The sequence below is a fragment of the Sphingomonas paludis genome (genome assembly GCF_053502515.1).
Map to the genome: position 1 here is coordinate 143,064 of NZ_CP187558.1, position 13,954 is coordinate 157,017.

The 13,954-nt window shown below is 67.0% G+C and carries 14 protein-coding genes; 13 read left to right on the forward strand and 1 reads right to left on the reverse strand.

Features of this window, described 5'->3' with window-relative positions; genetic code table 11:
* Positions 1-146 precede the first annotated feature (146 nt).
* Both ACPVPU_RS00665 and ACPVPU_RS00670 read left to right on the forward strand, forming a co-directional pair.
* Positions 147-1,160 (forward strand): Ppx/GppA phosphatase family protein, encoded by a 1,014-nt coding sequence (locus ACPVPU_RS00665; protein ID WP_448660560.1) that lies wholly within the window; start codon positions 147-149, stop codon positions 1,158-1,160.
* Positions 1,157-1,837, forward strand: a complete 681-nt coding sequence (locus ACPVPU_RS00670) for an RlmE family RNA methyltransferase (RefSeq protein ID WP_448658986.1) — start codon at positions 1,157-1,159, stop codon at positions 1,835-1,837. Before ACPVPU_RS00665 ends, ACPVPU_RS00670 begins: the two co-directional genes overlap by 4 nt.
* A 75-nt stretch (positions 1,838-1,912) precedes the next feature.
* Here ACPVPU_RS00670 and rpoZ read toward each other — a convergent pair whose 3' ends face one another.
* The gene (rpoZ, locus tag ACPVPU_RS00675; RefSeq protein WP_448658987.1) at positions 1,913-2,257 is read right to left on the reverse strand and encodes a DNA-directed RNA polymerase subunit omega; all 345 of its coding nucleotides are present in this window, start codon (positions 2,255-2,257) and stop codon (positions 1,913-1,915) included.
* A gap of 135 nt (positions 2,258-2,392) precedes the next feature.
* Between rpoZ and ACPVPU_RS00680 the strand changes: the two genes are divergently transcribed.
* The 11 genes from ACPVPU_RS00680 to ACPVPU_RS00730 all read left to right on the forward strand — a co-directional run bounded on the left by ACPVPU_RS00680 (position 2,393) and on the right by ACPVPU_RS00730 (position 13,923).
* Positions 2,393-3,655, forward strand: coding sequence for a 2OG-Fe(II) oxygenase family protein (locus tag ACPVPU_RS00680; protein WP_448658988.1), 1,263 nt, complete (start codon positions 2,393-2,395; stop codon positions 3,653-3,655).
* 206 nt (positions 3,656-3,861) lie between these two features.
* Positions 3,862-5,220, forward strand: a complete 1,359-nt coding sequence (locus ACPVPU_RS00685) for a DEAD/DEAH box helicase (RefSeq protein WP_448658989.1) — start codon at positions 3,862-3,864, stop codon at positions 5,218-5,220.
* Positions 5,221-5,311: 91 nt separating this feature from the next.
* Positions 5,312-5,710 (forward strand): Dabb family protein, encoded by a 399-nt coding sequence (locus ACPVPU_RS00690; RefSeq protein ID WP_448658991.1) that lies wholly within the window; start codon positions 5,312-5,314, stop codon positions 5,708-5,710.
* Between the two features lie 111 nt (positions 5,711-5,821).
* Positions 5,822-7,990: a sodium-translocating pyrophosphatase gene (locus ACPVPU_RS00695; protein ID WP_448658993.1), complete on the forward strand. Its 2,169-nt coding sequence runs from the start codon at positions 5,822-5,824 to the stop codon at positions 7,988-7,990.
* A 56-nt stretch (positions 7,991-8,046) separates the two neighbouring features.
* Positions 8,047-8,454, forward strand: a complete 408-nt coding sequence (locus tag ACPVPU_RS00700) for a hypothetical protein (protein WP_448658994.1) — start codon at positions 8,047-8,049, stop codon at positions 8,452-8,454.
* Positions 8,455-8,583: 129 nt separating this feature from the next.
* Positions 8,584-10,560: a TonB-dependent receptor family protein gene (locus ACPVPU_RS00705; RefSeq protein WP_448658995.1), complete on the forward strand. Its 1,977-nt coding sequence runs from the start codon at positions 8,584-8,586 to the stop codon at positions 10,558-10,560.
* On the forward strand, positions 10,560-11,870 hold the full coding sequence (locus ACPVPU_RS00710) for a PepSY-associated TM helix domain-containing protein (RefSeq protein WP_448658997.1): 1,311 nt from the start codon (positions 10,560-10,562) through the stop codon (positions 11,868-11,870). The genes ACPVPU_RS00705 and ACPVPU_RS00710 overlap by 1 nt, the downstream gene beginning before the upstream one ends.
* An 86-nt stretch (positions 11,871-11,956) precedes the next feature.
* Positions 11,957-12,175, forward strand: coding sequence for a translation initiation factor IF-1 (gene infA, locus ACPVPU_RS00715; RefSeq protein ID WP_003049127.1), 219 nt, complete (start codon positions 11,957-11,959; stop codon positions 12,173-12,175).
* 15 nt (positions 12,176-12,190) lie between these two features.
* Positions 12,191-12,760, forward strand: a complete 570-nt coding sequence (locus ACPVPU_RS00720) for a Maf family protein (protein WP_448658998.1) — start codon at positions 12,191-12,193, stop codon at positions 12,758-12,760.
* Positions 12,753-13,736, forward strand: a complete 984-nt coding sequence (locus tag ACPVPU_RS00725) for a ribonuclease (protein WP_448658999.1) — start codon at positions 12,753-12,755, stop codon at positions 13,734-13,736. Before ACPVPU_RS00720 ends, ACPVPU_RS00725 begins: the two co-directional genes overlap by 8 nt.
* Positions 13,714-13,923 (forward strand): DNA gyrase inhibitor YacG, encoded by a 210-nt coding sequence (locus tag ACPVPU_RS00730; protein WP_448659000.1) that lies wholly within the window; start codon positions 13,714-13,716, stop codon positions 13,921-13,923. Before ACPVPU_RS00725 ends, ACPVPU_RS00730 begins: the two co-directional genes overlap by 23 nt.
* Positions 13,924-13,954: the final 31 nt, after the last annotated feature.

Sequence of the window (13,954 nt, forward strand, 5' to 3'; positions counted from 1 at the left end):
CGACCGGCGTTCCGCTTGCCGCCACCGCTGCGCTTCGCTACCTTGATCGCAAGCACCGAACGGCGTGTCGCCGTGACGGAAGAACGATAAGTGAGTGTTTCGTCATGGGGGAACAAACCGCCCCGACGCCGACCCGTCGGCAGGCCATGCCGCCGCCCCGCGATGCGCAAGGCGCGCAGCGGGCGCGCGGCCATCACCCCCGATTATATGCTGCGCTGGACCTGGGCACCAACAATTGCCGTCTGCTGATCGCCCGGCCCCAGGGGGCGGGATTCGTCGTCGTCGATGCCTTTTCCCGCATCGTCCGGCTGGGCGAGGGGCTGGCGGCGACCGGCCGGCTGTCCGATGCCGCCATCGAGCGAACCATCGCGGCACTGCGCGTCTGTGCGGACAAGCTTCGGCGGCGACAGGTGACGCTGGCGCGTTCGGTCGCGACCGAGGCCTGTCGCAGGGCGGCCAACGGAACCGCGTTCATCCAGCGGGTACAGGCGGAAACCGGGATCCGGCTCGACATCATTTCCGCCGAGGAAGAGGCCCGTCTGGCCGTGCTTGGCTGCCATGGCCTGCTGGAACCGGGCGATGGCCCTGCGCTGGTGTTCGATATCGGCGGCGGGTCGACCGAACTGGTGCTGATCGACGCCGCCCAACCGGTGCCGCGCGTGCTGGACTGGCATTCAGCCCCCTGGGGCGTCGTTTCGCTGACCGAGGCATATGGCGAACGGACGGGCGGCGGCCATGCGGTCGCCTATGCCCGGATGAAGGCTGTGGCCGCCGAACATTTCGCCGCCTTTGCCAGCCGGCTGTCCGACCGTTCCATGCCGCCGCAATCGGTGCCAGTCCGCCTGCTGGGCACCAGCGGTACCGTCACCACGCTGGCCAGCGTGCATCTGGGCCTGGCCGCCTATGACCGGGCGCAGGTCGATGGGCTGATCGTGCCCGCCGATGCCATGCGACAGATCAGCACGCGGCTGGCGGGCATGGACCTGGCCCAGCGCGCGACCGTGCCGTGTATCGGCCAGGAACGTGCCGATCTGGTCGTTGCTGGATGTGCCATCCTGGAGGCGATCCTGGACATCTGGCCCGCCCCGCGGCTGGGCATTGCCGATCGCGGCATCCGCGAGGGTATCCTGAAACGATTGATCGATGGAGACCGCGCATGAGCCGGTTCGGAACGCGCGGCGGGCATCAACGGGTCAAGACCGCCCGCAGCCGATCGGCGCAATCAACGCGCTGGCTGGAGCGGCAGTTGAACGACCCCTATGTCAAGCGGGCCAAGGCAGAGGGGTATCGCAGCCGTGCGGCCTACAAGCTGATCGAACTGGACGAGAAGTTCGATTTTCTGAAAGGCGCCCGGCGGGTGGTCGACCTTGGCATCGCGCCCGGCGGCTGGGCTCAGGTGGTGCGGCGTCAGGTGCCGAAGGCGGTGGTCGTCGGCATCGACCTGTTGCCGGTCGACCCGATCGACGGCGTCACGATTTTCCAGATGGACTTTACCGATGACGCCGCACCCGGCCGGTTGATCGATGCGCTGGGCGGTGCGCCGGACCTGATCGTGTCGGACATGGCGGCCAATACGGTGGGCCATGCACAGACGGATGCGCTGCGCACCATGGCGCTGGTCGAGATCGCGGCCGACTTCGCGGTCAGCACCCTGGTCCCCGGCGGCACGTTCGTGGTCAAGGTGTTTGCGGGCGGCGCGGATTCGGCACTGGTGGCGGAAATGAAGCGCAATTTCGCGACAGTGAAACACGCAAAGCCCCCGGCCAGCCGCAAGGGCTCGGTCGAATGGTATCTGGTGGCTCAAGGGTTCAAGGGCCGATCCGAAACCGGGGACTGAACGCCCCGTTTCGGCGATGGGCAAACAAAAACCCCCGCCGAAGCGGGGGTCCTGTATCCGGTTGATCCGGGCGGATCAGCCGTCGTAATCGCCGCCGACATTCTGGTTGCGGGCGGGCGCGGCGGCGGTCAGGCGCAGCGCCTCTGCGGTGCTGGCCAGGTTGCCGATTTCGTCCGGCGCTTCCTCGTCGTCGACCTGAACCTTCTGCAGCGATCCGACCAGCGAATCCTCCAGATGATCGGGCCGAATCGTCTCCTCGGCGATTTCACGCAGCGCGACGACCGGATTTTTATCGCGGTCCCGGTCCAGGGTCAGCTCTGCACCACCCGAAATCTGGCGCGCACGCTGGGCCGCGAGCAGGACCAGATCGAACCGGTTGGGAACCTTGTCGACGCAATCTTCGACGGTAACGCGCGCCATGAAACGCTTCCTTCAAAACGACCAGAGTGTCGGGAAAGTGCGTGGAATAATCCCCCCGACCCCGAAAAGTCAAGATTTTTGGGACCGGACCGGGTCGGCTTGCACTGCGCAGCGGAAACCGGTTTGACGACCGGCATGAGCGATGCGGATATCAGAGCTGGCGCCCTGCGGGCCTATGCCGCCGGGACTGGCGATGCGGCACAACGGGTTGCCGAGGCATTGCGCACGCATCCCGAAGACGGCGCGCTGCTGATCGCCGATGCAGTCCTGGCTGCCCAGGCGCGCCGCCCCGACGCGCTGGCACGGATCGACGCGATGCTCTTCGCTGCGCCTGACTGGCTGGACGGCCATGTCGCGCGCGCGGAGCTTGCCTGGGCGATGGGAGATCGCGACGGGTATCTGGCGATGATCCATCAGGCGCTTGGCAGGCTCCCCCGGCACGGCGGGCTCTGGATGCGGCTGATGCGGCTGATGGCCGGCACGGGACGGTCGGCAGAGGCGGCGGACGTGGCCCTGCGGCTGCGCCGGACGGGCGGAGATGTCGCCCCGCTTCGGCTGATCGAGGCGCGCCATGCCGGTGCGGCGGGGCAGACGGAGCGCGCGGGCACCCTACTCGCCAGCCTGCCCGAAGCGATGGCCGAGGCCTGGACCGATCGCGGGCGCCACGCCCTGCGGATGGGCGATCCAGCCGTTGCCGAGTCCTGGCTCGCGCGCTCGCGCCAGAGCGAGCCTGACAATCCCGCCGTCTGGGCGCTGACCGAACTGTCCTGGCGCGCCGTCGGCGATTCGCGCCACGACTGGCTGATGCGGCCCGATACGATGATCCGCCGAATGCCGCTGCTGGATGACGCCGCGACGCTGAGCGGGCTGGCCGGATGCCTGCGAAAGCTGCACCACGACGCGCTGCCGCCGATCGGCCAGAGCGTTCGGGCGGGAACGCAGACGCGAGGCGCGCTGGCCGAGCGCGGCGAGCCGGAGATCCGCGCGCTGTTCGATCGGATCAGCGTCGCGATCGACGCGTATCGGGCTGCGCTGCCCCCCGCCGATCCGTCCCATCCGCTGCTTCGTCACCGCGACCGGCACTGGACGATCACGGCAAGCTGGTCGATCCGTCTGACGGGTGGCGGCCATCATGTCAGCCATCTGCACGATCATGGCGTGCTGAGTTCGGCTTGCCACATCGCCGTGCCCGCAATGGACGATCCGGGCTCGACCGATGGCTGGCTGGAGCTTGGCCGAGCGCCCGCCGACCTTCCGCTCGCGGTGCCGCCGGTCGCCATCGTTCAGCCGCAACCGGGCACGTTGGTGCTGTTTCCTAGTTTCCTCTACCACGGCACTCGGCCGGTTTCGGCCGGCGAAAGATTGACGGTCGCACTCGATATTGCTCCAACGGATTGACTTTCGCGGCACATCCGCACATATGCCGCAATGCAACGCAGGCTTTCTGCAGCGTGATCGAACCGCCCTTATGGCAGTTCAGGCTCGCCCGCGTTGTCCACCGGCTTCCCTAGTCACGCGGGTCGTCACGTTGTTGACACCCAGCCTTTTCCCGCGTGCGATCCCCGCATCCGGGAGGGACGCTGTATTTCGTTTCAAGGAATCACATGACCTTTCAGTCGCTCGGGCTTTCCAAGTCCGTCCTCGATGCGCTCGCGCAGAAGAATTACGACACGCCGACCCCGATCCAGGCACAGGCGATCCCGCCGCTGCTCGCCGGCAACGACCTGCTCGGCATCGCGCAGACCGGCACCGGCAAGACGGCGGCCTTCATGCTGCCGTCGATCGACAATCTGGTGAAGGCCAATATCCGGCGTAAGCCGATGCGCTGCCGGATGCTGGTGCTGGCGCCGACGCGCGAGCTGGCAAGCCAGATCGCCGATTCGGCGCAAACCTATGCCAAATATACCAAGCTGACCGTCGCCACCGTGTTCGGCGGCGTGCCGATCGGCCGCAACCGCCGCGATACCGCCGCTGGCGTCGACATCCTGGTCGCCACGCCGGGCCGCCTGATGGACCTGATCGAACAGCGCTGCATGAGCCTGGCGGACCTGGAAATCCTGGTGCTGGATGAGGCGGACCAGATGCTCGACCTGGGCTTCATCCATACGCTGAAGCGCATCATCAAGATGCTGCCGGTCGATCGCCAGTCGCTGTTCTTTTCGGCAACCATGCCCAAGGAGATCAAGGCGCTGGCCGACGGCTTCCTGACCGATCCGGTCACGGTCCAGGTGACGCCCGTCGCCTCGACGGCCGAGCGCGTCGAACAGTTCGCCACCTTCGTCAATCAGCAGGAAAAGCAGGCGCTGCTCACCCTGTTCTTTCAGAAGAACGAGATCGACCGGGCACTGGTCTTTACCCGCACCAAGCATGGCGCCGACCGCGTGGTGAAGCTGCTGGCATCGAACGGCATCGTCTCGCACGCCATCCACGGCAACAAGAGCCAGCCGCAGCGGGAAAAGGCACTGGCCGATTTCCGCGCGGGCCGGGTCAAGATCCTGATCGCCACCGATATCGCGGCGCGCGGCATCGACGTGTCCGGGGTCAGCCATGTCATCAATTTCGAGCTGCCCAATGTCGCCGAACAATATGTCCACCGCATCGGCCGCACCGCGCGTGCCGGGGCGGACGGCGTCGCGTTCAGCTTCGTCGCCGACGATGAAAAGGCCTATCTGCGCGGTATCGAGAAGCTGACCCGGCAGAAGATCGAGATCGTGCCGCTGCCCGCCAATTTCATGGCCGAGGCGGAGCGGATCAAGTCGAGCCGAGTCGGCCCGATACCTGCCGAGCGCCCGGACCGCCCGATGCGTCCGCGTCAGGAACAGGGGCCGCGCCGTCCGCGTGCCACCCATGCCGCCCGTCCTGCGGGTTCGAAACCCGCCGGAGAAAATCGCGGCGGCCGTCCCGGCGGCAATCGCCGTCGTGGCGGCGGCGGTGGCGGCCGCCCGCAGCGCGTCCAGGGCTGATCCGGTCGAAAGCCAGCGCCGGTGACGGCGCTGGCTATCCGGACGGGGGGGATGCTATGCGAGCGCTCACATCCGAACGATGGAGCGTTTCATGGCCAAATCCCCCCTGCCCGGCGTCGCTGCCCTGGCTGCCGCCACCCTGTTTCCCGCCGCTGCATCGGCGGATGCCCCGGCGCAGGCGCCGTTTATCCATCACGTCTATTTCTGGCTGAACAATCCCGACAGCGCGGAGGACAAGGCCAAGCTGGTCGCCGGCCTGCGCAAGATGACGGGCATCGCCACGATCAAGAGCTGGCAGATCGGCCAGCCCGCCGGCACGCCGCGCGACGTTGTCGACAACAGCTATCAGGTCAGCTGGACGGTCAGCTTCGCCAGCGCAGCGGATCAGGACAGCTATCAGGTCGACCCGGTGCACCAGCAATTCGTTGCTGAAAACGCATCGCTGTGGCGCAAGGTCGTGGTGTACGACACCGTTCCCGTCGCCCCATAAGCCCGGCCAAACCGGCGCTTGCGCCCGATTGGCGTCGGCCTATACCTTTTCGTTCCAGACCACGCACGGACCGACAGAGTCCGGCGGGCCGAACAGAGGGGATGGATGCCAATGTCAATCGTGACGATTGCCCTGGCGTGCGGCGTGATTGCCGTGCTCTACGGGATATTGACCAGTCAGCAGGTGCTGCGCGCATCGGCGGGCAACGAAAAGATGCAGGATATCGCCGCTGCCATCCAGGAGGGGGCAAAGGCCTATCTGGGCCGCCAGTATCGCACCATCGCCATTGTCGGCGTCATCGTCGCCATCATCCTGGTTCCCGCGCTGGGCATGCTTTCGGCCATCGGGTTCGTCATCGGCGCGGTGCTTTCGGGCGTCGCTGGCTATGTCGGCATGAATATCTCCGTTCGCGCCAATGTCCGCACGGCAGAAGCAGCACGCGGCAGCCTTCAGGGCGGCCTTACCCTCGCCTTTCGCTCCGGCGCGATCACCGGGATGCTGGTCGCGGGGCTCGGCCTGCTCTCGATCACCGGCATCTTCTGGTATCTGACCGGGCCGGGCGGCCATGCGCCCAATGACCGCGAGATCATCGAGGCGCTGACCGCGCTCGCCTTCGGCGCGTCGCTCATCTCCATTTTCGCGCGGCTGGGCGGCGGCATCTTTACCAAGGCGGCGGACGTCGGCGCGGATCTGGTCGGCAAGGTCGAGGCGGGTATTCCCGAGGACGACCCCCGCAACCCGGCGGTCATCGCGGACAATGTCGGCGACAATGTCGGCGACTGCGCCGGCATGGCAGCCGACCTGTTCGAAACCTATGTAGTCACGCTTGGCCTGACCATGGTGTCGATCGCGCTGCTGGTCACCGGCAGCGACGCGGAACTCACCGCGCTGATGAGCCTGCCGCTCGGCGTTGGCGGGGTGTGCATCATCACGTCGATCATCGGCACCTATGCCGTCCGGCTGGGCGGCGGCACCAACATCATGGGCGCGCTGTACAAGGGGTTCTGGACCACCGCGATCCTGGCCGTGCCCGCGATCTGGTGGATCACCAGCTACGCACTGGGCGACCTCTCCGCCACGATCGGAAGCGCAGGCTTCCTGGATGCGGCCAGCGACACGCTGTCATCGGAGCCGCTGGGCACCAGCGTCGCCGATGCGGGCCAGAGCTTCACCGGCTGGGACCTGTTCTGGTGCATGATGATCGGACTGGCGGTCACCGGCCTGCTCGTCTGGATCACCGAATATTATACCGGCACCAATTTCCGCCCCGTGAAGTCCATCGCCCATGCCAGCCAGACCGGCCATGGCACCAACGTCATTCAGGGGCTGGCGATCAGCCTGGAATCGACCGCGCTGCCGACGCTGGTGATCGTGGTCGCGGTCATCGCCACCTATCAGCTGGCCGGGATCATCGGCGTCGCCTTTGCCGCAACCTCGCTGCTGGCGTTGGCGGGCATGGTCGTCGCGCTCGACGCCTATGGCCCGGTCACCGACAATGCGGGCGGCATTGCCGAAATGGCGGGGCTGGACGACAGCGTGCGGGAAAAGACCGACGCGCTGGACGCGGTGGGCAACACGACCAAGGCAGTGACCAAGGGCTATGCCATCGGGTCCGCCGCGCTTGCCGCGCTGGTGCTGTTCGGTGCCTATACCGAGGATCTGAAGCGATACTTCAGCACCGTCACAGTCGATTTCAGCCTGTCCAATCCGTACGTCATCGTCGGGCTGCTGCTCGGCGCGCTGCTCCCCTATCTGTTCGGCGCGTTCGGCATGACGGCGGTGGGCCGCGCGGCCGGCAGCGTGGTCGAGGATGTCCGCGATCAGTTCGCCAGGGATCCGGGCATCATGGCGGGCACCAGCCGTCCCAACTATGCCCGCACCGTCGACATCGTCACGCGCGCGGCGATCAAGGAGATGATCGTTCCATCATTGCTGCCCGTTCTCTCGCCCATCGCGGTCTATTTCATCATCACCGCCGTAGCAGGACAGGCTCAGGGGTTCGCGGCGCTGGGCGCGATGCTGCTGGGCGTGATCGTCTCCGGCCTGTTCGTCGCCATCTCGATGACCAGCGGCGGCGGCGCATGGGACAATGCCAAGAAATATATCGAGGACGGCCATTATGGCGGCAAGGGATCGGAGGCGCACAAGGCGGCTGTGACCGGCGACACGGTCGGCGATCCGTACAAGGACACCGCCGGCCCGGCGGTCAATCCGATGATCAAGATCACCAACATCGTCGCCCTGCTGCTGTTGGCGGCGCTGGCGGGAGGCGCTGGCTGATAGTTGGACCATTCGCCCCGGTGACAAGCCGGGGTGAAGCCTTTAAGGGCGCGGGCGTGGCAACGCTCCGCGCCCTTTTTTCATCCAGCCCGCGCCTGTTCTTGGCGCTGATGCTGGTCGCGCTCGGCGCGAAGTTGCTGGTCCCGGCGGGCTACATGGTCATGCCCGCCCAGCCGGGCGCAATGTCGTTCAGCGTCGGGGTCTGCAACGCGACCGGACCATCGCGGCTGACGGTCACCATCCCGATGGATCAGCCACAGCCATCCGATGAACGCGCGGCGGCGGACAAGCCCTGTGCCTTTGCCGGTCTGGGCCAGCCGATGCTGCCGGGCACTGACCCGGTCCAGCTGGCGCTGGCTATCGCGTTCATCATCGCCCTCGGCTTTGCCGCGCTTCCCGTCCTGCGCCGTGCCGCAAGCCCGCGCGTCCTGCCGCCCAGCCAAGCGCCGCCCATCCTGAACTGAGCCGTCATCGCTCGTCCCGAGGATCCGCGAAGCGGCGTAACGAAGGACGGGTGCCTGTGCTTCGGGACGGGGCATTGCCCCGCCTCGGCACGAACGGAGCCTGTCGGCTTCATCGTTCAGGAAAATACCATGTCTCTCTCCATGCTTGCCCTTGCGGCCGCTCTTTCTGCGCCCGCCACCGATCCCGTCGCGGTCGAAGACACCGATACTCAGGTCATCATCGTCACTGCGCCTGAGGCCCGCGATCAGGCCGAACGCGAAACCGCCCGCACGCCCGGCGGGGCGAACACCGTCGGCTATCAGGATTATGCCGACAAGACCGTCATCTCCCTGCGCGACGCGCTCGCATTTTCGCCCGGCGTCTACCTTCAGCCGCGCTATGGCCAGGAAGTTCGGATCAGCATCCGCGGATCCGGCATTTCGCGCGGCTTTCACATGCGCGGGCTGACGCTGCTGCAGGACGGCGTGCCGATCAACCTTGCCGACGACAATGGGGATTTTCAGGAACTGGACCCGGTCTTCTTTTCCAGCCTTCAGGTGTTTCGCGGGTCGAACGCGCTGCGCTATGGCGCGTCCACGCTGGGCGGCGCGGTCAACGGCATCACCCCGCGCGGAACGGAGGCGCAGGGCTTTTATGCTCGCGCCGATGGGGGGAGCTTCAACACCGCGCGCCTGCTGCTGACTGCGGGCGGCACGTCCGGCCCCGGCGATTTCTGGGTCGGGGTCAGCGGCGATACATCGGATGGCGACCGCGATCATGCCAAGCGCCGCTCGGTGCGGTTCAACGGTAACGCAGGGATCGAGGTTGCTCCCGGCCTGACCACCCGCTTCTACGGTTCGGCCAATGCCATTTACCAGCAGCTGCCCGGCGCGCTGACCCGCACGGTCGCGCTGACCGATCCGACGCGCGGCAATTTCACCGGCGACCAGCGCCGCGACATCACCTCGATCCGCATCCAGAACCGAACGACGCTGGCGCTACTCGATGGCAAGCTGAATGTCGGCATCTTCATGAACGACAAGCAGCTCTATCACCCGATCTTCGAGGTGATCGACAATGACAGTTTCGATCGCGGTGCCTATGCCCGCATGGAATGGGCGCGCGGGCCATTCGAGCTGACGCTCGGCGGCGAGTTCCGCATCGGCGACACCGATGCCAAGCGATACGTCAACGTGAATGGCCGTCGCGGCGCGCCGACGTTTCAGGCGGACCAGCGGGCACGCACCAGCAATATCTATGGTGAGTTGCGCTTCCGCCCGGTCGATCCGCTCAGCCTGATCGCCGGGGTGGTGTGGACGGATGGCTGGCGCGAACAGCAGATCAACTTCAGCCGCTGCTTCACCAGCCAGTTCGGCCGGGCAGAGTTCAGCCAGGTCAGCCCGAAGGTCGGCGTTCTCTTGGACGTGAGCGCGGAAGTGCAGCTATACGGCAACATCAGCCGGTCGGCAGAACTGCCCGGCTTCAGCGAGTTGGGTCAGATCACCACCTTCGTCAATCTGGACCCACAGCGCGGCTGGACCAAGGAAGTGGGCACGCGCGGCAATCTGAACGGCATCGAATGGGACGTCAGCTATTACCGGGCGGACCTGACCGGCGAGCTGCTGCAATTCACGGTGGATCAGAGCATCCCCGCCGCCACCTTCAATGCCGACCGGACGGTGCATCAGGGGGTCGAGGCCGGGTTGACGGTCGCACCCAGCGACTGGCTGCAGCTGCGCGGCACCTATTTATGGTCTGATTTCCGCTTCGATGGCGACCGGCAATATGGCGACGATCGCCTGCCCGTGGTGCCCGTGCATATGCTGCGCGGGGAGGTGCGGGTCGGCACGGATGCGCTGCACGTCGCGCCAAACATCGAATGGGTGCCGAAAGGGGCCTTTGCCGATTATCACAACACCACCCGCGCACCCGCCTATGCCCTGCTCGGCGTGACGGCGGGGGCCAGCGTGACGCGCGGCGTCGATCTGTTCCTCGACGCCCGCAACCTGACGAACAAGCGCGCGATCGGCGACATCAGCGCGGTCGTGCTGGCCACCACAGGATCGGCCATTTACCAACCCGTCGAGCGGCGCGCGCTGTTCGGCGGCATCCGGACTCGTTTCTGATGGGCGCGGGGCTGTATCGCACCATCTGGCGCTGGCATTTCTATGCCGGGCTGCTGGTCGTGCCGTTCATCCTGATGCTGTCGGTCACCGGTGCCATCTATCTGTTCAAGCCAGACCTGGACCGGTGGCAGGAGCGCGCCTGGCACGACCTGCCCCCCGTCGGCGCGCCGGTCAGCGGCGACGCCCGCATCGCCGCTGCGCTGGCGGCGGTGCCGGGGTCGACCTTCACCCATTACCGGCTGCCGGAACGGCCGGGCGATGCGGCGGTGGTCCATGTCGGCGTGGCCAATGGCGGCGGCATGCGAGATGTGGCGGTCGCTGCGGACGGACGCGTGATCGGGATCGCCGACCCGGAGGACAAGCTGTCGGCGCTGGTGGCGCGCTTCCACGGATCACTGATGCTCGGCCTGCCGGGCGGGCTGATGGTCGAACTGGCCGCAAGCTGGGCGATCGTCATGGTGCTGACCGGGCTGTATCTGTGGTGGCCGCGTGGACAGGGGCTGGCGGGCATCGTCTGGCCGCGCCTCCATCGGGGCGGGCGCACGGCGCTGCGTGATCTGCACGCGGTGACTGGCTTCTGGGTGTCCGGCCTTGCCTTGATCCTGTTGTTCACCGCCCTGCCCTGGACCGATGTCTGGGCGACCGGCTTTCGCGCGGTGCGTGCCCAGATGGGCTGGGTTCAGGGCGCGCAGCAATGGAAGGGCGGCGTCGATCTGCACGCCGAACATGACCATGACGCGATGCTCCGCGCCGCCGCCGCCAAGCCGGTCGCGCCGAGCATCGACCGGGTGCTGGACCGGGCAATGGCGGAACGGATGCCGCACCCCGCGCTGCTCATCCCGCCGGGCGCCAAGCAGCGCTTCGGCCCGCCCAATGGCGGCGACTGGAAATTGACCAGCGAAACGCAGAACCGCCCGATGGTGCGCAGCGTGACCTATGATCCGGCAACCGGCGCTGAAACCGGCCGATCCCAATTTGCCGACAAGCATCCCATCGACCGGGCGGTCGGATACGGCATCGCCTGGCATGAGGGGCATTTGTTCGGGCGGATCAATCAGGCGATCGGCGTGCTGACCGCGCTCGGCCTGATCACGCTGGCGGTAACCGGAACCCTGATGTGGTGGCGCAGGCGACCCAAAGGCCAGCTTGGCGCGCCGCCCGCCCCGCGCGATCCGGTGAAGCTGCGCGGCGTGACGGCGATCACTGTCCTGCTTGCGCTGTTCCTGCCCCTGCTTGGCGCATCGCTCGTCCTGCTCGCGGCGATCGACCGGCTGGCACTGCCGCTGTGGCGGCGGGCTCGGATGGCGTGAAACACGGCCCTGTGGACGGCTTTCCTTTTGCCTGATTCGGGCTTATGGGCCGTCCACCTTTATTTTCAAACGACTGAGGACGATTTTTGGCCAAGGAAGAACTGCTTGAGATGCGCGGACAGGTGGTTGAGCTGTTGCCCAACGCCATGTTCCGGGTCCGCCTGGAAAACGACCATGAAATTCTGGGTCACACCGCCGGCAAGATGCGCAAGAACCGCATCCGCGTGCTGGTGGGCGACGAAGTGCTGGTCGAACTGACGCCCTATGACCTGACCAAGGGTCGCATCACCTATCGCTTCAAGTAAGCGCGACGCTGGCCAATGCGGCTCGTACTCGCCTCCACCTCGCCCCGCCGGTTGCACCTGCTGCAGCGCATCGGGGTCGAACCCGATCGCATCGTCGGACCCGATATCGACGAAGAACCGCGCAAGGGCGAGCTGCCCCGCATCTATGCCACCCGCCTGGCCGAGGAAAAGGCCCGCGCAGTCACCCGCGAGCCGGACGAAATCGTCATTGCGGGCGATACCACCGTCTCGGTCGGCCGCCGCATCCTCAACAAGCCTGCCGACGCAGACGACCATCGCCGGATGCTGGAATTGATGTCGGGCCGCCGCCATCATGTCTGGTCCGGGGTGTGCGTGATCGACCGCGACGGACGGGCGCGGACGCGGCTGACCGACAGCATCGTCGCGTTCAAGCGGCTGAGCACGGCCGAGATCGACTGGTACCTCGCCAGCGGCGAGGGTTGGGGCAAGGCCGGCGGATACGCGATCCAGGGCCGGGCCGAGGCGCTGGTCCGCTTCCTGTCCGGCAGCCATTCCGGGGTGGTCGGCCTGCCCCTGTTCGAAACGCGCGCCCTCCTGGAATCCAGCGGTTACCGTTTTGGCTGACTGGTGGGTCGAACGCGGGATCGGGGAGACCCGCGCGATCCTGATCGAGCGTGGACACATTCTTGAAGCACGGATCGAACCGGACGGCGCGTTGTTCGCGGGCACCGTGATCGATGCGCGGCTGGTTCGCCGCATCGCGGCCCGAAACCAGGGGATCGTCGAATGGGCGGACGGCGAGGCGCTGGTGACGCCCCTGCCCCCCGGCATCACACAGGGCGCGCTGTGCCGCATCGAGATTACCCGGCCCGCCACGCCGGAACCCGGCAAGCCCAAGCGCGCCCGCGCCCGCCCCGCCGCGCCGGATGCCGTGCCCGGCCCGGCCCCGGCGCTGGCCGACCGACTGCCCGGCGCACGCGTGCCGCCCCGCTTCGGCCCCGATCCGTTCGAGCAGGCCGGATGGGGGGAGGTGCTGGAGCAAGCGGAAACGGGGCTGATCGGCTTTCCCGGTGGATCGCTGTCGATCCATCCCACCCCGGCCATGACGCTGATCGATGTCGACGGCGAGCTGGCCCCCGCGGAACTGGGCCTGATCGCGGCCCAGGCGGCGGGACAGGCGATCAGGCGGCTGGACATCGCCGGGTCGGTCGGCATCGACCTGCCGACGGTTCAGGACAAGGCCGCCCGGATCGCCATGGCCGAGGCGCTGGACGCTGCCCTGCCCCAGCCGTTCGAGCGCACCGCCGTCAACGGTTTCGGCTTCATCCAGATCGTGCGGCGGCGGGCACGCCTGTCACTTCCCGAGTTGTACACGGCCGATCCGGCCGCATGGGCTGCCCGCGCGCTGATCCGCCGGGCGGAACGCAGCATCGGGCATGGCGAGCGGCTGATCCTTGCCCATCCGGCCGTCATCGCTGCAATCGACCGTCACCCGGAATGGCTTGCCCGACTGGCATCTCGCCTTGGTACCGCCGTCACCTTGCAAGCCGACCCGGCGCTGCGCATATCCGGCGGCCATGTCCAGTCCCGCCACGCCTGATGCCTGCCCGCTTTGCGGCAAGCCTGTCCTCAGCCCCGAACACGCCCCCTTCTGCTCGCGCGGGTGCAAGGACCGCGATCTGCTGAACTGGCTGGGCGAGGGCTATCGCCTGCCCGGACGGCTGGCCGATCCCGACGAATTGGCAAACGAACAAAGCGGGCTGGACAGAGCCGATAGCGACGACTAAGAGGCCCGCTCCCCGGACGTCAGCCCGGTGT

Coding starts and splice junctions, on each gene's coding strand:
- ACPVPU_RS00665 (WP_448660560.1), top strand. CDS start 147: ATGCCGCCGCCCCGCGATGCGCAAGGCGCGCAGCGGGCGCGCGGCCAT.
- ACPVPU_RS00670 (WP_448658986.1), top strand. CDS start 1,157: ATGAGCCGGTTCGGAACGCGCGGCGGGCATCAACGGGTCAAGACCGCC.
- rpoZ (WP_448658987.1), bottom strand. CDS start 2,257: ATGGCGCGCGTTACCGTCGAAGATTGCGTCGACAAGGTTCCCAACCGG.
- ACPVPU_RS00680 (WP_448658988.1), top strand. CDS start 2,393: ATGAGCGATGCGGATATCAGAGCTGGCGCCCTGCGGGCCTATGCCGCC.
- ACPVPU_RS00685 (WP_448658989.1), top strand. CDS start 3,862: ATGACCTTTCAGTCGCTCGGGCTTTCCAAGTCCGTCCTCGATGCGCTC.
- ACPVPU_RS00690 (WP_448658991.1), top strand. CDS start 5,312: ATGGCCAAATCCCCCCTGCCCGGCGTCGCTGCCCTGGCTGCCGCCACC.
- ACPVPU_RS00695 (WP_448658993.1), top strand. CDS start 5,822: ATGTCAATCGTGACGATTGCCCTGGCGTGCGGCGTGATTGCCGTGCTC.
- ACPVPU_RS00705 (WP_448658995.1), top strand. CDS start 8,584: ATGTCTCTCTCCATGCTTGCCCTTGCGGCCGCTCTTTCTGCGCCCGCC.
- ACPVPU_RS00710 (WP_448658997.1), top strand. CDS start 10,560: ATGGGCGCGGGGCTGTATCGCACCATCTGGCGCTGGCATTTCTATGCC.
- ACPVPU_RS00720 (WP_448658998.1), top strand. CDS start 12,191: ATGCGGCTCGTACTCGCCTCCACCTCGCCCCGCCGGTTGCACCTGCTG.
- ACPVPU_RS00730 (WP_448659000.1), top strand. CDS start 13,714: ATGTCCAGTCCCGCCACGCCTGATGCCTGCCCGCTTTGCGGCAAGCCT.